The sequence below is a fragment of the Mycobacterium mantenii genome (assembly GCF_001667865.1).
Taxonomy (GTDB): Bacteria; Actinomycetota; Actinomycetes; order Mycobacteriales; family Mycobacteriaceae; genus Mycobacterium; species Mycobacterium mantenii_A.
Genome location: NZ_LZJP01000013.1, coordinates 36418 through 57558 on the forward strand (window position 1 = coordinate 36418; position 21141 = coordinate 57558).

Annotated in this window: 20 protein-coding genes; 10 read left to right on the forward strand and 10 right to left on the reverse strand. The window is 68.1% G+C overall.

The window, feature by feature from the left end; all coding sequences use genetic code 11:
- Positions 1–17: 17 nt before the first annotated feature.
- Positions 18–1142 (reverse strand): citrate synthase 2, encoded by a 1125-nt coding sequence (locus A5688_RS02195; protein WP_067835248.1) that lies wholly within the window; start codon positions 1140–1142, stop codon positions 18–20.
- A 71-nt stretch (positions 1143–1213) separates the two neighbouring features.
- Between A5688_RS02195 and pdxH the strand changes: the two genes are divergently transcribed.
- Complete coding sequence (gene pdxH / locus A5688_RS02200; protein WP_067835250.1) at positions 1214–1876, forward strand: pyridoxamine 5'-phosphate oxidase; 663 nt, start codon at positions 1214–1216, stop codon at positions 1874–1876.
- A gap of 158 nt (positions 1877–2034) precedes the next feature.
- The gene (locus tag A5688_RS02205) at positions 2035–3333 is read left to right on the forward strand and encodes a citrate synthase (RefSeq protein ID WP_067835252.1); all 1299 of its coding nucleotides are present in this window, start codon (positions 2035–2037) and stop codon (positions 3331–3333) included.
- Here A5688_RS02205 and A5688_RS02210 read toward each other — a convergent pair whose 3' ends face one another.
- From A5688_RS02210 to A5688_RS02235, 6 genes are all read right to left on the reverse strand, one after another.
- Positions 3334–4908: a phytoene desaturase family protein gene (locus A5688_RS02210; protein WP_067914594.1), complete on the reverse strand. Its 1575-nt coding sequence runs from the start codon at positions 4906–4908 to the stop codon at positions 3334–3336.
- Positions 4905–5168 (reverse strand): DUF2630 family protein, encoded by a 264-nt coding sequence (locus A5688_RS02215; protein WP_067838242.1) that lies wholly within the window; start codon positions 5166–5168, stop codon positions 4905–4907. Before A5688_RS02215 ends, A5688_RS02210 begins: the two co-directional genes overlap by 4 nt.
- Positions 5169–5190: 22 nt before the next feature.
- Positions 5191–6528 carry a sensor histidine kinase gene (locus A5688_RS02220; RefSeq protein WP_067838239.1) on the reverse strand — a complete coding sequence of 446 codons (1338 nt, stop codon included), beginning with the start codon at positions 6526–6528 and terminating at the stop codon, positions 5191–5193.
- Between the two features lie 15 nt (positions 6529–6543).
- Entirely contained in the window at positions 6544–7254 is a 711-nt protein-coding gene (gene prrA, locus A5688_RS02225) for a two-component system response regulator PrrA (RefSeq protein WP_120312444.1), read from the reverse strand.
- Positions 7255–7392: 138 nt separating this feature from the next.
- The gene (locus A5688_RS02230) at positions 7393–8241 is read right to left on the reverse strand and encodes a DUF559 domain-containing protein (RefSeq protein WP_067914596.1); all 849 of its coding nucleotides are present in this window, start codon (positions 8239–8241) and stop codon (positions 7393–7395) included.
- A gap of 82 nt (positions 8242–8323) precedes the next feature.
- Complete coding sequence (locus A5688_RS02235) at positions 8324–9814, reverse strand: acetyl-coenzyme A carboxylase carboxyl transferase subunits beta/alpha (RefSeq protein WP_067914599.1); 1491 nt, start codon at positions 9812–9814, stop codon at positions 8324–8326.
- Between the two features lie 27 nt (positions 9815–9841).
- On the opposite strand from A5688_RS02235, the gene A5688_RS02240 reads away from it, so the two are divergent.
- The 8 genes from A5688_RS02240 (at position 9842) to A5688_RS02275 (ending at position 17760) form a co-directional block, all read left to right on the forward strand.
- Entirely contained in the window at positions 9842–10573 is a 732-nt protein-coding gene (locus A5688_RS02240) for an enoyl-CoA hydratase (protein ID WP_067914601.1), read from the forward strand.
- 2 nt (positions 10574–10575) lie between these two features.
- Entirely contained in the window at positions 10576–11688 is a 1113-nt protein-coding gene (locus tag A5688_RS02245; RefSeq protein ID WP_120312445.1) for an MBL fold metallo-hydrolase, read from the forward strand.
- Between the two features lie 40 nt (positions 11689–11728).
- A complete protein-coding gene (locus A5688_RS02250; protein WP_067914604.1) occupies positions 11729–13312 on the forward strand; it encodes a serine hydrolase in 1584 nt (527 codons plus the stop codon).
- A complete protein-coding gene (locus A5688_RS02255; RefSeq protein WP_067914606.1) occupies positions 13309–15690 on the forward strand; it encodes a cation-translocating P-type ATPase in 2382 nt (793 codons plus the stop codon). Before A5688_RS02250 ends, A5688_RS02255 begins: the two co-directional genes overlap by 4 nt.
- 66 nt (positions 15691–15756) lie before the next feature.
- Positions 15757–15945: an antitoxin gene (locus A5688_RS02260; RefSeq protein WP_067838219.1), complete on the forward strand. Its 189-nt coding sequence runs from the start codon at positions 15757–15759 to the stop codon at positions 15943–15945.
- A gap of 3 nt (positions 15946–15948) precedes the next feature.
- On the forward strand, positions 15949–16422 hold the full coding sequence (locus A5688_RS02265; protein ID WP_067914608.1) for a type II toxin-antitoxin system Rv0910 family toxin: 474 nt from the start codon (positions 15949–15951) through the stop codon (positions 16420–16422).
- An 87-nt stretch (positions 16423–16509) separates the two neighbouring features.
- Entirely contained in the window at positions 16510–17280 is a 771-nt protein-coding gene (locus A5688_RS02270) for a VOC family protein (RefSeq protein ID WP_067838213.1), read from the forward strand.
- A 45-nt stretch (positions 17281–17325) separates the two neighbouring features.
- Positions 17326–17760 carry a hypothetical protein gene (locus A5688_RS02275; protein WP_067838211.1) on the forward strand — a complete coding sequence of 145 codons (435 nt, stop codon included), beginning with the start codon at positions 17326–17328 and terminating at the stop codon, positions 17758–17760.
- Positions 17761–17764: 4 nt separating this feature from the next.
- Here the strand turns inward: A5688_RS02275 and A5688_RS02280 are convergent, their stop codons facing one another.
- The 3 genes from A5688_RS02280 to A5688_RS02290 are packed head-to-tail and all read right to left on the reverse strand — an operon-like array spanning position 17765 to position 20999.
- The gene (locus tag A5688_RS02280) at positions 17765–18256 is read right to left on the reverse strand and encodes a VOC family protein (protein WP_067914610.1); all 492 of its coding nucleotides are present in this window, start codon (positions 18254–18256) and stop codon (positions 17765–17767) included.
- The gene (locus A5688_RS02285; protein ID WP_120312446.1) at positions 18256–19770 is read right to left on the reverse strand and encodes a carotenoid oxygenase family protein; all 1515 of its coding nucleotides are present in this window, start codon (positions 19768–19770) and stop codon (positions 18256–18258) included. Before A5688_RS02285 ends, A5688_RS02280 begins: the two co-directional genes overlap by 1 nt.
- Positions 19771–19772: 2 nt before the next feature.
- Entirely contained in the window at positions 19773–20999 is a 1227-nt protein-coding gene (locus A5688_RS02290; RefSeq protein ID WP_067914614.1) for an acetyl-CoA acetyltransferase, read from the reverse strand.
- Positions 21000–21141: the final 142 nt, after the last annotated feature.

Sequence of the window (21141 nt, forward strand, 5' to 3'; positions counted from 1 at the left end):
GGTCCCGACGGCGCGGCTCAGGCGTTGGTGAGACTGCGGTCCCAGCCCTCGACGGCGTCCGGTTTGCGCGGGCCGGGGCCCACGTAGATCGCCGACGGGCGGACCAGCTTGCCGAGCCCCTTCTGCTCGAGGATGTGGGCGCACCACCCGGCGGTACGTCCACAGGTGAACATCGCCGGCATCATGTTGGCCGGTACTCGGGCGAAGTCCAGCATCACCGCGGCCCAGAACTCGACGTTCGTCTCGATGGCCCGGTCCGGACGGCGCTCGCGCAACTCGGCCAGGGCCGCCTGCTCCAGCGCGACGGCGACCTCGTGGCGCGGCGCGCCCAGCCGCTCGGCGGTGGCGCGCAGCACCCGTGCCCGCGGGTCCTCCGCGCGGTAGACCCGGTGCCCGAAGCCCATCAGCTTGTCGCCGCTGTCCAGGATCTTCTTGACCAGGCCGCGCGCGTCACCGGTGCGCTCGACCTCTTCGAGCATCGGCAGCACCCGCGCCGGGGCCCCGCCGTGCAGTGGGCCGCTCATCGCCCCGATCGCCCCGGACAACGCCGCCGCCACGTCGGCGCCGGTCGAGGCGATCACCCGCGCGGTGAACGTCGAGGCGTTCATGCCGTGCTCGGCGGCCGAGACCCAGTAGGCGTCGATCGCTTCGATGTGCCGTGGGTCCGGCTCGCCCTGCCATCGCGTCATGAAACGGGCAGTCACCGTTTCGCATTCGTCGATGATCCGCTGCGGCACCGCGGGTTGGTAGATGCCGCGGGCCGACTGCGCGACGTAGGACAGCGCCATCACCGATGCGCGGGCCAACTGGTCGCGGGCGGTGGCGTCGTCGGTGTCCAGCAGCGGCTTGTACCCCCAGATCGGGGCCAGCATCGCCAGGCCCGCCTGCACGTCGACGCGCACGTCGCCGGTGTGGATGGGCAGCGGAAAAGGCTCGGCGGGCGGCAGCCCGTGGCCGAACTTGCCGTCGACCAGCAATGCCCACACGTCGCCGAAGGTGACCTGCTGGGTCACCAGGTCTTCGATGTCGACACCGCGATAGCGCAGCGCGCCGCCGTCTTTATCCGGTTCGGCAATTTCGGTGGTGAAGGCGACCACGCCCTCGAGGCCGGGGACAAAGTCTTCGGGGACCACAGCAGTCATGGGAAAATTCTCGCACCCCAGGATCGGGTGGACGCTACCGGCCGGTAGCAAGCGCCGGTAGCGTTGACGCGATGGCAGGACCACAAGGCGAGCACCTGCAACGGATGCGGGTGGAATACGGCTCGGTGGAAAAAGACGGCAGTCCGGACCTCGACGCGGATTGGCTCAGCGACGGCTGGGTTCCGTTGTTGCGCAAGTGGATCGACGACGCCGAGCGGTCGGGCGTGCCCGAGCCCAACGCGCTGGTGCTGGCCACCGTCACCGCCGACGGCAGGCCGGCGAGCCGATCGGTGTTGTGCAAGAGCGTGGACGAGACCGGGATCACTTTCTTCACCAACTATGACTCAGCCAAAGGTGACGATCTGGCGGCGACGCCGTACGCCTCGGCGACGTTTCCCTGGTATCAGCTCGGCCGTCAGGTCCACGTCCGTGGCTCGGTGCGCAAGGTCGCCGCGCGGGACACCGAGGACTACTGGTCCAAGCGGCCGCGCGGGTCGCAACTGGGTGCCTGGGCGTCGCACCAATCACAACCGATTGCGTCCCGGGCGGCGCTGCTCGAGCAACTGGGGGAGGTGACGGCCCGCTTCGCCGACCGCGAGCAGGTTCCGGTCCCGCCGGGCTGGGGCGGCTATCTCATCGCCCCGGACGTGGTTGAGTTCTGGCAGGGCCGGGAAAATCGACTGCATAACCGCATCCGCGTCACCGGAGACCGGGTGGAGCGCCTGCAGCCCTAACCCGCTGATGATGCACGTTGCGCGGCGGCGTGACGGGACCGATTGCTGGCGTGACCAGCGGACTCGACCCCGGGCAGGCGCCTCATCGTCGTAACGACTACCTTCAGCAGTAAGCACCAAGTCAGCAGCCATATCAGCCAGAGCGCAAAGGGGTTCTCGTGGCAGACACCGACGACACCGCCACTTTGAAGTACCCGGGCGGCGAGACCGACCTGCAGATCGTCAGCGCCACCGACGGCGCCGACGGCATCGCGCTGGGCTCGTTGTTGTCCAAGACCGGCTACACCACGTTCGACAACGGCTTCGTCAACACGGCGTCGTGCAAGAGCTCCATCACCTACATCGACGGCGACGCGGGCATCCTGCGCTACCGCGGCATCCCGATCGAGCAGCTCGCCGAGAAGTCGACCTTCATCGAAGTGAGCTACCTCCTGATTTACGGCGAACTGCCGAGCAAGGAGCAGCTGGCCGACTTCACCAAGCGGATCCAGCTGCACACCATGCTGCACGAGGACCTCAAGCGATTCTTCGACGGCTTCCCGCGCAACGCCCACCCGATGCCGGTGCTGTCCAGTGCGGTCAACGCGCTCTCCGCTTACTACCCCGATTCGCTGGACCCGATGGACACCGAGGACGTCGAGCTTTCGACGATCCGGTTGCTGGCCAAGCTGCCGACCATCGCGGCCTACGCCTACAAGAAGTCGGTCGGCCAGCCGTTCCTGTACCCGGACAACTCGCTGACGCTGGTGGAGAACTTCCTGCGCATGACGTTCGGGCTGCCCGCGGAGCCCTATGAGGCGGACCCCGAAATCGTTCGGGCGCTGGACATGCTGCTCATCCTGCACGCCGACCATGAACAGAACTGCTCGACGTCGACGGTCCGGCTGGTCGGGTCGTCGCAGGCCAACCTGTTCACCTCTATCTCCGGCGGTATCAACGCGCTGTGGGGGCCGCTGCACGGCGGCGCCAACCAGGCGGTGCTCGAGATGCTCGAGAAGATCCGCCAAAGTGACGACGACGTCAGCGAATTCGTGCGCAAGGTCAAGAACCGCGAAGAAGGCGTGAAGCTGATGGGCTTCGGTCACCGCGTCTACAAGAACTACGACCCGCGTGCCCGCATCGTCAAAGAGCAGGCCGACAAGATCCTGGCCAAGCTCGGCGGCGACGACGACCTGCTGGACATCGCCAAGCAACTCGAAGAGGCCGCGCTGACCGATGACTACTTCATCGAGCGCAAGCTCTACCCCAACGTCGACTTCTACACCGGTCTGATCTACCGGGCCCTCGGTTTCCCGACCCGGATGTTCACCGTGCTGTTCGCGCTGGGGCGGCTGCCCGGGTGGATCGCGCACTGGCGCGAGATGCACGACGAGGGGGACAGCAAGATCGGCCGCCCGCGCCAGATCTACACCGGCTACACCGAGCGCGACTACGTCACCATCGACGCGCGTAGCTAACTAGCTCAGCGACGCCAGCACCGCCATCGCGGCGTTGTGCCCGCCGATACCCGACACCGCTCCGCCGCGGCGAGTTCCCGAGCCGCACAGCATGATTCGTTCGTGTGCGGTGGCCACTCCCCATTGTCGTGCCGGGGTGTCCAGCGGGTCGTCGTCCTCGGCGAACGGCCAGGACAGGCCGCCGTGGAAGATGTTGCCGCCGCTCATGCCCAGGGTGCGCTCCAGATCCAGCGTGGTCGTCGTCTCGAGGCACGGCCGGCCCTGCGCGTCGTCCAGCAGCAAGTCTTGAATCGGTTCGGCCAGAACGGAATTGAGTGACGCCAGTACGTCGTCGGTCAGTTGTTTGCGCAGCGCGTCGGGGTCGGCGCCTCCGAATAGCGAGTGCGGGGTGTGCAGGCCGAACACTGTCATCGTCTGGATGCCGGAGTCGCGCAGCTCGGCCGACAGGATGCTGGGGTCGGTCAGCGAGTGGCAATAGGCTTCGCACGGCAGCGGATTTGGCGGTTGGCCGGCGGCGGCCTGCGCATAGGCCGCATCCAGTTGTGTCCAGGTCTCGTTGACGTGAAACGTACCGCCGAATGCCTGCTCGGGTGTGACGGCGTCGTCGCGCAGCCGGGGCAGCCGGCGCAGCACCATGTTCACCTTGACCTGCGCGCCGGCGGCCGCCGGCGCCGGTTGTTCGCCGAGCAGCCCGGACAGCACCGTCGGTGTCACGCCGGCCAGGACGAATCGGGCCCGAACCAGATGTTCGTCCCCGCCGGCGCGATAGCGCACTTCGCCGGTGGGATCGACTGCGTAAACGTCTGCGCCGGTGGTGATTTCGGCGCCACGGCCGACGGCCGCCGCGGCCAGGGCCGTGGTCACCGCGCCCATCCCGCCGATCGGGACGTCCCAGTCGCCGGTTCCCCCGCCGAGCACGTGATACAGGAAGCAGACATTCTGCGTCAGCGACGGGTCATCGAGGCGGGCGAAGGTGCCGATGAGCGCGTCGGTCGCGACGACCCCGCGAACCACATCGTTGCGCACCGCGTCGGCGATGGCATGTCCGATCGGGTCCTCGATCACGGCCCGCCACGCCGCCGCGGCGCGGTCGTCGCCACTTTCGATCACGTGCCGGCGGGCGCCCTCGCGGGTGCGCAGGGGTTCGAGCAATGTCGGCCACAGTCGTTCGGTCACCAACCGAACGCGTCGGTAGAAGTCGGCGAAGCCGGGCGCGTCTCCGGCGGCGCCGATGCCGGCGAAGGTGTCACCGGGCGACCCGATCAGCAGCCCGCCGCGGCCGTCGGTCGCGGGGTCGGGCGTGTACGACGAATACGGCCGCCGGGCCAACCGCACCCCGGCGCCCAGGTCGGCGAGGATCCGCGCGGGCAGCAGGCTGACCAGATAGGAGTAGCGCGAGACCCGGACGTCGACACCGTCGAAGGCTTGCGCCGAAACGGCGGCGCCGCCGATGTGGTCCAGCCGTTCCAGCAGGCGCACCCGGAGGCCCGCTCCGGCCAGGTAGGCGGCCGCGACGAGACCGTTGTGGCCGCCCCCGACGACTACGGCGTCGACGTCGGTCGCGTGGTCGCTCAGCTGAGGTAACCCTCGACCTCGTCGGGGGGACGCACCTCGGCCTCTCGTGGGTCAGCGCCGCTCTCGCGCAATGCCCGGCGCTGCCGCAGCAGGTCCCAGCACTGGTCGAGTTCGACCTCCACCCGCCGCAGGCGGTCATGTTCTTCCGTCGTATCGATATCCCCGCGCTGCAGCCGGGCGCGCAGCTCTTTCTCCTGCGAGACCAGGTCGCGGATGACTGCCAGGGTTTCGTTGTCGGTGGGTTTACTGCCGTTGGCCATCGCTCCAGTGTGCCCGAGCGCGCTAGCTGGGGGCCGGGAGTCGCAGCACCAGCCGCGCGCCACCCAGTGGGCTGTTCTCCAGCGTGGCGGTCCCGCCGTGGAGCTGGGCCTGCTGGGCCACCAGCGCCAACCCCAGCCCCGACCCGGAATGGGAGGCCGTCGATCCGCGGGAAAACCGATCGAACACGATGCGGCGCTCATCCTCGGGCACGCCGCTGCCGTTGTCGTCGATGGTGATCTCGACTCCGGCGCGCGAACTGACCGCCGACAGCTGGACCTGGGTGGCGCCGCCGTGCTTGACGGCGTTGGCGATCGCGTTGTCGACGGTGAGGCGCAACCCGGCCGGCATCCCGACGATGATGCAGGTGGGTGACGGCACCAGCGAAACGTCGAGCCCGGGATAGATCCGGATGGCGTCGTGGGCGGCGCGGTCCAGCAGCTCGGTGATGTCGACGGGCACGTGGTCGTCGGCCGTCGACAATTCGCCCTGGGCCAACCGCTCCAGGGCGGTCAATGTCGCCTCGATCCGTGACTGGGTGCGGATGACGTCGCCCAGCACCTCTTTGCGTTGGTCGTCGGGCATGTCCAGGGTGGACAGCACTTCGAGGTTGGTGCGCATCGCGGTCAGGGGAGTGCGAAGTTCGTGCGAGGACACCGCGGCGAAGTCGCGGGCCGACGCGAGCGCATCCTTGGTCCGGTCCTGTTCGGTCCAGATGCGTTGCAGCATGCCGCGCATGGCTTCGGCAATCTCGACGGCCTCGCTGGCGCCGCGCACCGCCACCTGCGGCCGCTCGTCGGCGTCGATCGAGCGCGCTTGCTGCGCCAGACGTTTGAACGGTCGTACCGCGAAAGCGGCCAGGAGCCAGGCGAATACCGCTGCCGCACCGATCGAGAGCGCGCAAATCAGGATCACCCGGCGATGCAGGTTGTTGGTCTGGGCGATCGTGTCGTCGTAGGTCGCACCCACTGCCAACGTCGCCGGCTGCGGCGTGCGGACCTCCAGGGTCCGCACCCGGTAGCGCACCCCGTTGATGTAGGTGTCGGCGTAGCCGATGTCCAGCGGCGGCAGCGTGACGTCCGAGTTGGACTTGACCTGGCCGTCGCCGCGGACCGTGATCACGGTGTCCTGATCGTTCGGCGTACGCGGGATGCCGTCGAGTCCACGGGGCAGGAAGGGGATGGCGAAACCCGCCGCCTCGTCGAGGCGGCGATCCAGGCGTTCCTTCCAGGCGCTGGTGATGCCGAACCACACGACGGCCCCCGCGATGACCACCACGATCGCGGTGCCGATGGCCGTCGCGACGGCGACCCGGGCCCGTAGCGACGGCGTACGGGTCAGGATCCGGGACAAGAACTTCATGGCCGATCGATGGGGTTACTGCATGCGCAGTACGAATCCCACGCCGCGGACGGTGTGCAGCAGCCGCGGGCCCCCGTTGGCCTCCAGCTTGCGGCGCAGATATCCGATGAACACGTCGACGACGTTGGTGTCGGCGGCGAAGTCGTAACCCCACACCAGCTCGAGCAGCTGCGCGCGGGACAACACCGCGGTCTTGTGTTCGGCCAGCACCGCCAGCAGGTCGAATTCCCGCTTGGTCAGGTCGACGTCGACGCCGTTGACCCGGGCGCGCCGGCCCGGAATGTCGACTTCCAGCGGGCCGACCGTGATGGTTTCCGAGGAGGACGTGGCGGTGGCACCGCGGCGGCGCAGCAGCGCCTTGACCCGCGCGACCAGCTCGGCCAGCACGAAGGGTTTGACCAGGTAGTCGTCGGCCCCCGCCTCGAGGCCCGCGACCCGATCGTCGACCGAGCTGCGGGCGGACAGCACGCAGACCGGGACGTCGTTGTCCATGGCGCGCAGCGCCGTGACGACGCTGACGCCGTCCAGCACCGGCATGTTGATGTCGAGCACGATCGCGTCCGGGCGCGTCTCGGTGGCGCTGCGCAACGCCTCCGCGCCGTCGACAGCGGTCGACACCTCGAATCCGGACAGCCGCAGACCGCGTTCGAGCGATGCGAGCACATCTGAATCGTCGTCGACGACCAACACCCGCGGTGAGCCAGCTCCTGTGTCCATGCCGCCCATTTTGCCTGATTGTCGACTACGCCTGTGGGAGGCTGCACCGCTGTCTCGCCCGGGGGTCGACTCTCGTCTCGATCGTCGGCCGCCTCTCTGACGAGACGTAAACCACGCACACGTGGGACGGCGTGTCTTGTGCGTGGTTTACGTGTCGGTGTATCCGCGGCGGCGCAGCGCCTCGCGAACTCTGTCGATCACGGCTTCGGGTCGGTCTTCCGCGACTACCCGGACGACGATCCACCCGCAATCCGCCAACGCGTGCAGCCGGCGGATATCGCGTACGTACTGGCGTCGGCTCGTGCGGTGTTGGTCTCCGTCGTACTCGACGGCCACTTTGAAGCGATCCCAACCCATGTCGAGCACGGCCACTGTCCGGTACCGCACGACCACGGGTATCTGAGTCTCGGGAGTCGGCAGTCCCGCGTCGACTATCAACAACCGCAGCCAGGTCTCCTTCGGAGATGCCGACCCCGCATCGACCCGCGGCAGGGTCGCCCGTAGCCGCTGCAGGCCGCGCGCGCCGTGGTGTCGCTTGGCCAACAGCAGCACGTCTTCGGCGGAGAACGGTGCGGCGCGCATCAGTGCGTCGAGTCGCGCGACCGCCTCTCCGGTGGAAAGGTGCCGCGCCAAGTCGAATGCCGTCCGCGCGGGACTGGTCACTGGCAGGCCTGCGACATGCGTGACTTCGTTGTTCCCGAGGCGCAGATTTCGGGTTGATATGCCTTGGGGGGCGTGTCGATTGCGCCAGATCAACTCGACAGGCCCTTCGTCGTCGACCCAATCCGCGCCGTGCAGTGCCGCTGCAGACAGCCCGGCGAGCACGCCGCGTCGCCGCGACCATAACCATGCCGCTTCAGAACGTATACATGGCGAAGGCGTTATGTGATGCGGCAGGTAGATGTCGGGGTAAATGGCGCGGAACCCGGCCCGCAGCTGATACCGGGTCAGCTTCCCTTCGCGCAGGGCTTCGCTGCCGACGAATACTTCGCCCATGCGCGTAGGACGCGATGGGCGGCTGAGGGGTTTGGCGAGACGTAAACCATGCACACCTGCGTCGGCGTGTCTTGTGCGTGGTTTACGTGTCGCGACCAACCCGGGGCAAACCGATGTTGCGGTACCGCCGCAACCGGGCGGTCAGCCGCTCGGCGGCGGGGAGCTCGCGCAACGCCTGCACCTCGGCGGCGATGGCCCGCGACAAGCGCTGCGCGAACTCGACCGGTTCGTCGGCGGCATCGGGATGCTCCGGCACGATCGCGTCGACGATTCCGGACTCCAGTAAGTCAACCGATCGGATGCCTTGTGCCGCAGCGAGTTCGGGGGCGTGATCGGTGTCGCGGAAGACGATCGCGCTGGCGCCTTCCGGCGGCAGCGGCGCCAGCCAGCCGTGCAGCGCCGCCAGCACCCGATCGGCGGGCACCATCGCCAGCGCCGGCCCGCCGCTGCCCTGGCCCAGCAGCACCGACACCGTCGGGGTATCCAGCGTCACCAGCTCGGCCAGGCATTGGGCAATCTGGCCGGCCAGACCACCCTGTTCGGCCTCGGCCGACAGCGCCGGCCCCGCCGTGTCGATCAGCAGCACCAGCGGCAGGCGCAGCTCGGCGGCCAGCACCATGCCGCGCCGCGCCTCGCGCAGCGAGGCGGGCCCCACCAGGCCACCGGTCAGTCGCTGCTGGCCCAGCACCACCACCGGCTGGCCTGCGAATCGGGCCAGCGCCAACAGCGTGGTCGCCGCCTCGCCCTGGCCGGTCCCCGATAGCAGCACCCGATCGGTGGCGCCGTACCGCAGCAACAGCCCCACCCCGGGCCGGTCTGGCCGTCGCGACGCCACCACCGAGTCCCACGCCGCGACGTCGGGAATCGGTTCGCGAGGCGCCGGGGCTGGCAGTGGCGCGGGAACATCGGCGATCACCGTCAGCGCGCGATCCAGCATGGGGCGCAATTCGTTCAGCGCGACGACGCCGTCGATCACGCCGTGCCGCTGCAGATTCTCCGCGGTCTGCACGCCCTCGGGGAACGGCTCGCCGTAGAGGAGCTGGTACACGCGCGGGCCCAGGAAGCCGATCAACGCGCCGGGCTCGGCGACCGTGACGTGGCCCAGCGAGCCCCAGGACGCAAAAACCCCGCCGGTGGTCGGATTGCGCAGATAGACCAGGTAGGGAAGGTGCGCCTGTTTGTGCAGCTGCACGGCCGCCGCGATCTTCACCATCTGCAGAAACGCGACCGTGCCCTCCTGCATGCGGGTGCCGCCGGAGCTCGGCGAGGCCAGCAGCGGCAACCCCTCGGCCGTCGCGCGCTGCACCGCGGCGGTGATCCGCTCGGCGGCGGCCACCCCGATCGAGCCGCCCAGGAAGCCGAACTCGCAGACCACCACCGCGACCCGGCGCCCGAAGATGCGTCCCTCGCCCGTCAACACCGCCTCGTCCAACCCCGTCGCCGCCCGGGCGTCGGCCAGCTCGTGAGCGTAGGACGCGCTGACCGGCACGGCCAGCGGCTCGCTGTCCCAGCGGAGGAAGGAATCTTCGTCCAGCACCGCATCGCGTAGTTGACCGGCCGTAGTACGACTCACGGGACGAGGCTATATAGGGTGGCTGCCATGATCGGTGTTACCCAGGCCGAAGCCGTGATGACCATCGAACTGCAGCGTCCCGAACGTCGCAACGCCCTGAACTCCCAGCTGGTCGAGGAGCTGCGCGAGGCCGTACTGAAGGCGGGTGACGGCGCGACCCGCGCGATCGTGCTGACCGGTCAGGGAACGGTGTTCTGCGCCGGCGCGGACCTCAGCGGTGACGCCTTCGCGGCCGACTACCCCGACCGGCTCATCGAGCTGCACAGGGTGCTCGACGCCACGCTGATCCCGGTGATCGGGGCCATCAACGGTCCGGCCATCGGCGCCGGCCTGCAGCTGGCCATGCAGTGCGACCTGCGCGTCGTCGCACCCGACGCATTCTTCCAGTTCCCGACCTCGAAATACGGCCTGGCCCTGGATAACTGGAGTATCCGGCGGCTGTCCTCGCTCGTCGGTCACGGCCGGGCCCGGGCGATGCTGCTCACGGCGGAGAAGCTGACCGCCGACGTGGCGCTGCAAACCGGGATGGCCAACCGCATCGGGACACTCGCCGACGCGCAGGCCTGGGCCGCCGAGATCGCCGGCCTGGCCCCGCTGGCGATTCAGCACGCCAAGCGGGTGCTCAACGACGACGGCGCCATCGAAGAGGCCGGTCCGGTGCACAAGGAACTCTTCGACAGGGCCTGGAGCAGCCAAGACGTCGTCGAAGCTCAGGTCGCCCGGATCGAGAAGCGGCCACCGAAGTTTCAGGGGGCCTGACGATCATGCGGGGGGCGGTGCGGCTGGTCGCCGGAACGGCGTCGCTGGCGGCCGGTGGCTGGCTGGTGCGGGCGCTGCACGGCGCGCCGGACGCCCTCGGCGCCCACCCCGCCTCGATTGCGGCGGTGACGGCCGCGTCGCCGCACCACCGCGACGGTGTCTTCGTCAACCTCGAGCCCGCCTCGGACGCCAAGATGGACCGCGAGCAACTGCGGCTCATCGCGTGGGAGCTGATCGGGAACCGGGGCGGTAGCCGGCCGAAGGGGCCGATCCCGCTGGCCTCGCCGGGGATCGTCGACGCCGACCCGAGCCGGCTGGCCGTCAGCTGGTTCGGCCACTCCACGGCGCTGCTGGAGATCGACGGTTACCGGGTGCTCACCGACCCGGTGTGGAGCGACCGGTGCTCGCCGTCGGACGTCGTCGGCCCGCAGCGGCTGCACCCGCCGCCCATCCAACTCGAGGCGCTGCCGGCCGTCGACGCGGTGGTGATCAGCCACGACCATTACGACCACCTCGACATCGACACCGTCCTGGCGCTGGCCCGCACCCAGCGGGCCCCGTTCGTGGTGCCGCTCGGCATCGGGGCCCACCTGCGCCGGTGGGGGATACCCGAGCACCGCATCATCGAGCTCGACTGGCATGAAAGCGCCAAGGTCGCTGAGCTCACGGTGGTCTGCGTGCCGGCGCGGCATTTCTCGGGACGCTTTCTGGACCGCAATACGACGCTCTGGGCATCGTGGGCCTTCGTCGGGCCCACCCATCGCGCGTACTTCGGCGGCGACACCGGCTACACCAAGAGCTTCGCGCAGATCGGTGCCGATCACGGGCCGTTCGACCTGACCCTGCTGCCCATCGGGGCCTACAACACGGCGTGGCCGGACGTCCACATGAACCCCGAGGAGGCGGTGCGGGCGCACCTGGACGTCACCGACGGCGGACTGCTGGTGCCGATCCATTGGGGCACTTTCCGGTTGGCCCCGCACCCGTGGGCGGAACCGGTTGAGCGCCTGCTGGCCGCCGCAGCGCCCGAGCAGGTGAACGTGGCGGTGCCGCTGCCCGGTCAGCGCCTCGACCCGGCGGCATTGGCGAAACCCGGCCCCTGGTGGCGGCTGTAGCTTCACGCGGCGCGCATCGTCACCGCGCTAGGGTTCGCGCATGACCAAACGTGCGGTCGCGGCCGCCGTCACCGCGGCCCTACTCGGGTTGGCGGGATGCGGCTCAACCCAGCCGACCGCCGGCCCGCCGTCCACGCCGTCCGACGTCCCGCCCAACCAGGTCTTCGGCGTGGCGATCCCCGCCGGCCGCATCGACGAAGCCGTCGCCAAGCTCGACGGGCTGGTAAACGACCTGATGAAAAGCAGCGGCATCCCGGGGATGGCCGTAGCCGTGGTGCACGGCGGGAAAGTGTTGTACGCCAAAGGCTTCGGCGTCAGGGATGTGGGCAAGGGGCAGGGGCAGGACAACAGGGTGGACGCCGACACCGTCTTCCAGCTGGCCTCGGTGTCCAAATCGGTTGGCGCCACGGTGATCGCGCACGAAGTCGGCGACAACGTCGTCTCCTGGGACACGCCCGTCGCATCCAAGCTGCCGTGGTTCACGCTGAGCGATCAATACGTCACCGGCCATGTGACCGTCGGAGACCTGTATTCGCACCGCTCCGGGCTGCCCGACCACGCCGGTGACAAACTCGAAGACCTGGGCTACGACCGTCGGCAAACCCTGGAGCGGCTCAAGTACCTGCCGCTGGATCCGTTCCGAATCAGTTACGCCTACACCAACTATGGGATCACGGCCGGTGCGGAGGCGGTGGCGGCCGCGGCGGGAAAACCATGGGAAGACCTGTCCGACGAGGTGCTCTATCGCCCGCTGGGAATGACGTCGACCAGTTCGCGGTTCGCCGACTTCATTGCCAGGCCCAATCACGCGGTCAACCACATCAAGATCGACGACAAGTGGCAGGCCCGTTTCCAGCGGGACCCGGATCCCCAGTCGCCCGCGGGCGGCGTGAGCTCGTCGGTGAACGACATGGCCCGCTGGCTGTTGATGTTGCTGGGCAACGGAACCTACAACGGGCAGCGGATCACAGCACCGGAAGCCCTGCTGCCCGCCATCAGCCCGCAGATGGTGTCGACGCCGGCGAAAACACCGCAGGCGCGCACCGGGTTTTACGGATACGGCTTCAACTCCTCGGTCGACTCGTCGGGACGCACCGAGTACAGCCATTCGGGCGCCTTCGATTTGGGCGCGGCGACCAATTTCGTGGCATTGCCCTCCGAGGATCTAGGGATCATCGCGCTGACCAACGCCGCACCCTACGGCATCCCGGAGACGCTGACCGCCGAGTTCATGGATCTCGTTCAGTACGGTCAGATCCGCGAGGATTGGGGGTCCTTGTACAAGAAGGCGATCGGCTGGCTGAACAATCCGGTGGGCTCGCTGGTCGGCAAGCAGCCGCCGGCCAACCCCGCCCCGGCCAGACCGCTCAGCGACTACGCCGGCAGCTACGCCAGCGACTACTGGGGTCCGGCCGTCGTGACCGAACACGACGGCGCGCTGCAGCTGGCGATGGGTCCGAAGAACCGGACGGTCACCCTCACCCACTGGGACGGCGATACCTTCACCTTCCCGCTGACCGACGAAAACGCGCCCCCCGGAACGGTTTCCAAAGCTGTTTTCGCGGACAACACGCTGAACCTGGAGTACTACGACTCGAACAAGCTGGGAACCTTCACCCGATGACTCTCATCCATACGTCTGGCCTGACCGACGCCGAAGTGGCGCAGCGGGTGGCCGACGGCAAGAGCAATGCGGTGCGCGAGCGCGCCACGCGCAGCATCACCGACATCGTCCGGGCCAACGTCTTCACTCGGATCAACGCGATCCTCGGGGTGTTGCTGCTGATCGTGCTGGCGACGGGCTCGGTGATCAACGGAATGTTCGGTCTGTTGATCGTCGCCAACAGTGTCGTCGGCATGGTGCAGGAGATCCGGGCCAAGCAGACACTGGACAAGCTCGCGATCGTCGGACAGGCGAAACCCTTGGTGCGCAGGCAATCCGGAACTCAGGCGGTGCCGCCCGCCGAGGTGGTGCTCGACGACATCATCGAGCTCGGTCCCGGGGATCAGGTCGTCGTCGACGGCGAGATCGTCGAAGAGGCGAACCTGGAAATCGACGAGTCCCTGCTGACCGGTGAGGCCGACCCGATCGCCAAGGCCGTCGGCGACCCGGTGATGTCGGGCAGTTTCGTCGTCGCGGGCAGCGGCGCCTACCGCGCCACCAGGGTCGGGCCGGACGCGTACGCGACCAGGCTCGCCGAGGAGGCGAGCAAGTTCACCTTGGTGAAATCCGAACTGCGCAACGGCATCAACCGCATCCTGCAGTTCATCACCTACCTGTTGGTGCCCGCCGGTCTGCTCACCATCTACACCCAGCTGTTCACCACGCGCGCGGACTGGAGGCAGGCCGTGCTGCGCACGGTCGGCGCACTGGTGCCCATGGTGCCCGAAGGGCTGGTGCTGCTGACGTCGGTCGCGTTCGCGGTCGGGGTCGTCCGGCTCGGTCAACGCCGGTGCCTGGTGCAGGAGTTGCCCGCCATCGAGGGGCTCGCGCGGGTCGACGTGGTCTGCGCGGACAAGACGGGCACCCTGACCGAAAGCGGCATGCGGGTCGCCCGGGTGGACGAGCTCGACCAATCCGGCCAGCGGATCGCCGATGTGCTGGCCTCGCTGGCCGCCGCCGATCCCCGGCCCAACGCGAGCATGCGGGCGATCGCCGAGACCTATCACCAACCGACCGGCTGGACCGCCACGGCCACAGCACCTTTCAAGTCGGCCACCAAATGGAGCGGTGTGTCTTTCGACGACCACGGCAACTGGGTGATGGGAGCTCCGGACGTGCTGCTCGAGCCGGCATCGGCGGCGGCCGACCAGGCCGAGCGCATCGGTGCGCAGGGGTTGCGGGTCCTGCTGGTCGGTGCCAGTGACGTGGCCGTCGACCACCCCGACGCGCCGGGCCGCGTCACTCCCGTCGCGCTGGTGGTGCTCGAACAGAAGGTACGTCCGGACGCCCGCCAGACGCTGGATTTCTTTGCCGACCAAGGTGTTTCGGTCAAAGTGCTCTCCGGGGACAACGCCGTCTCGGTCGGCGCCGTCGCCGGCGAGCTCGGGTTGCGCGGCGAGACGATGGACGCACGCCGGCTCCCCTCCGAGCCCGCGCAATTGGCCGACGCGCTGGACACCCACACCACCTTCGGCCGTGTCCGGCCGGACCAGAAGCGCGCCGTCGTGCGTGCCCTGCAATCACACGGCCACACCGTGGCGATGACCGGAGACGGCGTCAACGACGTGCTGGCCCTCAAGGACGCCGATATCGGTGTCGCGATGGGCGCGGGCAGCCCGGCATCTCGCGCCGTTGCGCAGATCGTCCTGCTGGACAACAGGTTTGCCACACTGCCTTACGTCGTCGGCGAGGGACGCCGGGTGATCGGCAACATCGAGCGCGTCGCCAACCTCTTCCTGACCAAGACCGTGTACTCGGTCCTGCTTGCGCTGCTGGTGGGCATCGAATGCCTGCTGGCCAAACCGCTCAAAGCCGACCCGCTGCTGTATCCGTTCCAGCCCATCCACGTCACCATCGCGGCCTGGTTCACCATCGGAATACCGTCATTCATCCTGTCGCTGGCGCCCAACAACGAACGCGCCCACGCGGGTTTCGTGCGCCGGGTGCTGACCTCCGCGCTGCCCTCCGGACTGATCGTGGGCACCGCGACCTTTGCCTCCTACCTGCTGGCCTACCACGGCCGTCATGCGACCTTCGTCCAGCAGGATCAGGCATCGACCGCGGCCCTGATCACGTTGCTGATGACCGCGCTGTGGGTGCTGGCGGTGGTGGCGCGCCCCTATGAGTGGTGGCGGGTGGGACTGGTAATCGCTTCGGGGCTGGCCTATGTGGTGATTTTCAGCCTGCCGCTGGCACGCAAGGAGTTTCTGCTCGACCCGTCCAATGTGGCGGTGACCTCGACCGCGCTGGGCATCGGCGTGTTGGGTGCCGCCGCCATCGAGGCCAGCTGGTGGATCCGGGCCAAAGTGCTGGGGGTGCAGCCGCAGTTGTGGCGCTGAGCGCGCCGAACTCACCGGCAGTAGGTTGTCACCGGGCAAGTACGATGCCGGAAAAAGGGAGGGCGCATGGGTTTCCTGGACAAGGCAAAGGACCTGTTGTCGCAGAACGCCGACAAGGTCGAGATGGCGATCGACAAGGCCGGCGAGTTCGTCGACGACAAGACGCAGGGCAAGTACACCGACACCATTCACCAGGTGCAGGAGCAGGCCAGGAAGGCCACCGGCGCCGCCGACACCGGCGACCAGCAGAACTGAGCCATGGCGAAGCTTTCCGGATCCATCGATGTCCCGCTGCCACCTGAGGTGGCCTGGCGGCATGCCTCCGACCTGTCCCGGTTCAAGGACTGGCTGACCATCCACCGGGTGTGGCGCAGCAGATTGCCCGACGAGATCGAGAAGGGCACGGTCGTCGAGTCGATCGTCGAGGTCAAGGGCATGCACAACCGGATCAAATGGACGGTGGTGCGGTACAAGCCGCCCGAGGGCATGACGCTCAACGGCGACGGCGTCGGCGGGGTCAAGGTCAAGCTGCTGGCGAAGATTCAGCCCACGGTCGACGGTTCCATCGTCAGCTTCGATGTGCACCTGGGCGGCCCGGCGCTGTTCGGCCCCATCGGCATGATCGTCGCCGCGGCCCTGCGCGGCGATATCAATCAGTCGCTGGAGAACTTCGTGATGGTGTTCACCCGACCCGACCCGAGCACGAACGGAGACGGTGGGTCTCACCGCTAGGGCGGCGGCGCCGATGAGTTTTAGGCTCGGCAGCAGTCGATAGTGTGAAGCCCTTTACCGGGGCCAGGACACCACCAGGAGGTCACCGTGCCTACCCGCGACCGCGCTCCGTTGGGCGCCCCGTGCTGGATCGATCTGACCACGTCCGACGTTGCCCGCGCCCAGGAGTTCTACGGCGCGGTCTTCGGCTGGACGTTCGAGTCCGCCGGACCCGAGTACGGCGGATACGTCAATGTCGCCAAGGACGGCCATCCGGTGGCCGGCATCATGGCCAATCGGCCCGAAGCCGGGGTGCCCGACCATTGGGCCACCTATTTCCACACCGCCGACATCGACACGACGCTGAGCGCGGTCACCGCGGCCGGTGGTTCGGTGTGCATGGCGATGGAGGTGCCCGCCAAGGGCCACATGGCCGTGGCGACCGACCCCGCCGGAGCCGCGTTCGGGTTGTGGCAACCGCTGGAGCATCGCGGGTTCGAGCTGATCGGGGCCGCCGGCTCGCCGGTCTGGCACCAGCTGACCACGCGCGGCTACGGCGCGGCCCTCGACTTCTACCGCGACGTGCTTGGATGGCAGATCGAGCCCGTCTCCGACACCGACGAATTCCGCTACAGCACAGCGCGCTTCGGCGATGAGCAATTGCTCGGCGTGATGGACGGCGCCGCCTTCCTGCCACCGGAAATCCCCTCGAACTGGGTGATCTTCTTCGGCGCCGAGGATGTCGACGAGACCCTGCGGGTGATCGCCGGCAGCGGCGGCATGGTGGTGCGCGGCGCCGAGGACACCCCGTACGGACGGCTGGCCGCGGCAAGCGATCCAATGGGTGCGGTCTTCAACCTGTCCTCGCTGCAGACCTAGCGCGTCAGCGTCGGGCCGGTGTCGGGGTCCGTTAATCTCGCTAGCATGACTCGCCGACTGCGCCCGGGTTGGCTGGTGGCGTTTTTCGCCGTGCTGGTGTCGGCGAGCGCCTGGCTGCCCTGGCTGAGCACCACCGTCAACGGCGGAGGCTGGTCCAACGCCATCGGCGGCGCCCACGGCAACTTGGAACTGCCCCGGGGGTTCGGGGCGGGCCAGCTCATCGTGCTGTTGGCCTCGACGCTGCTGGTGGTCGGCGCAATGATGGGCCGCGGTCTGTCGGTGAAGCTCGCTTCGGTTGCCGCACTGTTGATCTCGTCGCTGATCGTCGCGCTGACGGTGTGGTACTACAAACTCAACGTCAACCCGCCGGTGTCGGCCCAATACGGCCTGTACGTCGGTGCGGGCGCCGCGGTCTGCGCGGTGGCGTGCTCGCTGGTGGCCGTGATCGCCGCCTTGGCTTCCGGCCGGTCCGGCCGCTGAACCCTCAGCCCGACGGAAATTCGTGCGTTCCGGACGTGCCGCTGTTCTCGGGCTCGTTGACGCCGAATACGAACGGCGCGAACACGATTTCGCGTCCATCCGGGTCGCGGAAGGTGACTGCACCGGTGGCCGCCCAGTACGGGTGCTGTTCGACGGGTTCCACGCCCGCGCCACGCAGACGTGCCAGGGCGGCGTGTTGCGCCTGCGGGTCGGGGAAGTACAGGCACAGCTGCTCGTGATGGTCCACCTGGACCGCTTCGACGGCCTCGACGATTTCCATGGTGAGATTCCAACTGGGCAACCCGAAGATCGCGCCGTTGCTTCCGTAGCTGTCCCCGAACGTTTCATAAAGCGGCAGCCCCACCAGATCGCGGTAGAACCCTACCGTTTCGGCGAAGCGCGAGGAGCGACGCGCGAAGCGGATGGCGCCGATCGGCGCCAGCTCCGGCGGCCAGTGCGTGTGGCGGCGCTTGTGCTTGTGCTGGTCGGTGCTCATCACAGTCCGATCGCGCCGGCGGCCGAGTCGGCGGTGTCCCAGCGCCGCAATTGTGCACCGGGTGCCCACGTCGAGTGGGTGCCGCTGGAAATACGTTCCGGCAGTTGAAGTTTGCACACCGGGCCGTCGTCGACCCGGGCTGCGTCGAACACCAGGCAATAGGAGGCGTCGGTGTTCATGTCGGTGGTGAGGGTGACCAGGTAGCCGTCGTCTTCGCCGGTGGCACCTACGCGCGGCGCCATCGCGGTCTCGCTGCCGTAGACGCCGTCACCGAACGAGAACCCCTCCTCGGTGCCCGCGCGCAGGTCGTGTTTGACCAGGCCGTCGAACAAGAACCAGCCCGGCTTGCCGGTGGCGGCATAGGTGTAGCGGTAGTCGCCGCCGGCGTAGCCGGGATTGATGGTGCCGAACTCGGTGATGGACTCCGACAGCCGCTCTTCGCGCACCGCGCCGGTGACCATGTTGAGCCGCCACCGGTGCAGCCGGGCCTGCAGGCGGTCCAGGGCGAGGAAGCGAAACAGCTTCTCCCACTTGGTTCCTCCGGTGTCAAGCGGGGACGGATCACCTTCGAAGAAGCCGTCGAGCACGATCTCGTCGCCGTCCTCGTATGCGTTGGTGAAGTGCAGCACGAACGTCGGGTCGGCCTCGAACCAGCGAATGTTTTCGGTGCCGCCACGACGCGGGATCACCGCGAACCGCGACGGCATGTCGGGATAGAAGCGCGGCAGGTGTACGTCGTGCTCGAGCAGCTGGGGATCCCAGAACAACGGAAAGTCGTTGAGAATGGCGTAGTTTTCAGTGAACGCCATGTCGTGGGGGAGCCGCGGACCGGGTAGCGGGATGTCGACGTAGTGCGCCAGCTCGTTGCGCTCGTCGACCACACCGTAATGCATGTACGGCTCTTGCTTGCTGTAGTTGAAGAACAGCAGTTCACCGGTTCTGTTGTCCACCTTGGGATGTGCGGAGACACCCCAGTCGGCCGGGAAGCCCCCGTTCCACGACTCCTTGCCGAGCGTGGCGGCCGAGTACGGGTCGATCCGATACAGGTCGCCGCACTGGTAGAAACTGGTCAGCGCGATACCGCGGTGGACGATGACGTCCGTGCTCGACGCGTCCTTCATCTTCGTGCGCGCGCCCCAGCCCTGCTCGCGCCGGGCCAGCTGCACGGGCTCGGCCAGACCCGGCCAGAGCGGCTCGCCCGCCTCGCTCTCGGCCAGGAATCCGTCGGTGCGGATGAACCGGTTGCGGTAGAAGGCCTTTCCGTCCCGGAATCCGACCACGTGCAGCATGCCGTCGCCGTCGAACGGGTGATAGGTCTTCAATGCCGGGTGTAGCGGGTTCTCGGTGTTGCGCAGGTAGACGCCATCCAGGTCGGGAGGGATCTCGCCCTCCACGGCGGTGAGGTCGTCGGCGTCCCACTCGGTGGTCTGTGGGCGCCACGGTCCGGTGCGGTAGGGGTGGTCGTCGTCTTCGGGCAAGGTGGATAGGAACTTTGCGACGATCTCAACATCCATGGTCATAAGCCTTCGGTGCGGCTGACGATGAAACTGACTGTGGTGGCGGTGCTGCCGCCGAAGTTCAGGGTGCCGAAGGTCTGCGCGCCGTCGATCTGATACTCGCCGGCGGCATCGGTGACCTGCTTGGCCGCGTCGAGCAGCATCCGCACGCCGGAGGCGCCGACCGGGTGTCCGCCGCCGATCAGTCCGCCGCTGGGGTTGATCGGCAGCCGGCCGCCGATCTCGATCTCGCCGTTTTCGATGGCCTTCCACGATTCGCCCGGCCCGGTCAGCCCGAGGTGGTCGATGGCCAGGTACTCGCTGGGGGTGAAACAGTCATGCACTTCGAACCCGTCGACGTCGTCGAGGCTGCGCTGCGCGCGGCGCAGCGCGTCGAGGACCGCCGCCCGCACGTGGGGCAGGACGTACGGGTCACCATCGGCGCGGTCCAGCTTCTGTTGCAGGCCCAACCCGACGGTGCGGTGGCCCCAGCCGTCGATGCGGCCGATCGGGCGGGCATCGGGATGGTCACGCAGATAGGCGTCGTTGACGAGCATCAATCCCGCACCGCCGTCGGTCATTTGGCTGCAGTCGAATCGTCGTAGCCGGCCTTCGGTGATCGGGTTGGTCGCATCATCGTCGGTGATCGGGTCGGGCACGGTCCATTCGCGGGTCTGGGCGTTGGGGTTACGCCGGGCGTTGGCGAAGTTGAGCTGTGCGATGGCCCGCAGGTGCGCGTCGTCCAGGCCGTACCGGCGGTCGTATTCGTCGGCAACTTGGGCGAACATGGACGGCCACAGGTAGCGGGCGTCGGCCCCCTCGTGACCGGTCCACGCCGCGGCACCCAGATGCTGCGCGGCGGTGTCACCCGCGACGGTCTTCTCCAACTCGATCCCCACCACCAGCGCGCAGTCATACGCGCCCGATCGCAGGTCGGCCATCGCCGAGAGCGCCGCCACGCTGCCAGAGGCGCACGCCGCTTCGTGCCGCGATGCCGGGGTATCCCAGAGGCCGTCGCAGACCGTCGCCGGCATCGCCCCGAGGTGGCCCTGGCGGGCGAACATCTCGCCGAAGGCGTTACCCACGTGCACCACCCCGATCGCGGTCGCGTCGATTCTGGCCGCGGTCAGCGTGGCGTCGACGACTTCGGCGGTCAACGCGGCGAAGTCGCGGCCTTCCTTGTTGAGGTTGCGAGCAAAATCGCTTTGGTAACCGCCGAGAATCCACACACCGGTCGATCCATCCATACGCCGACGGTACTCCCGCGCGGCGGGGTTGTTGAGGGCTATCGCTGAGCCCGCGCCGACTGGCGGGAGTGGGGTGAAAGGGCCCGAAAAAGGGCGGCCCCGTCGGCTCTCGGGCTGAACCGACGGGACCTAGACGGGCGCG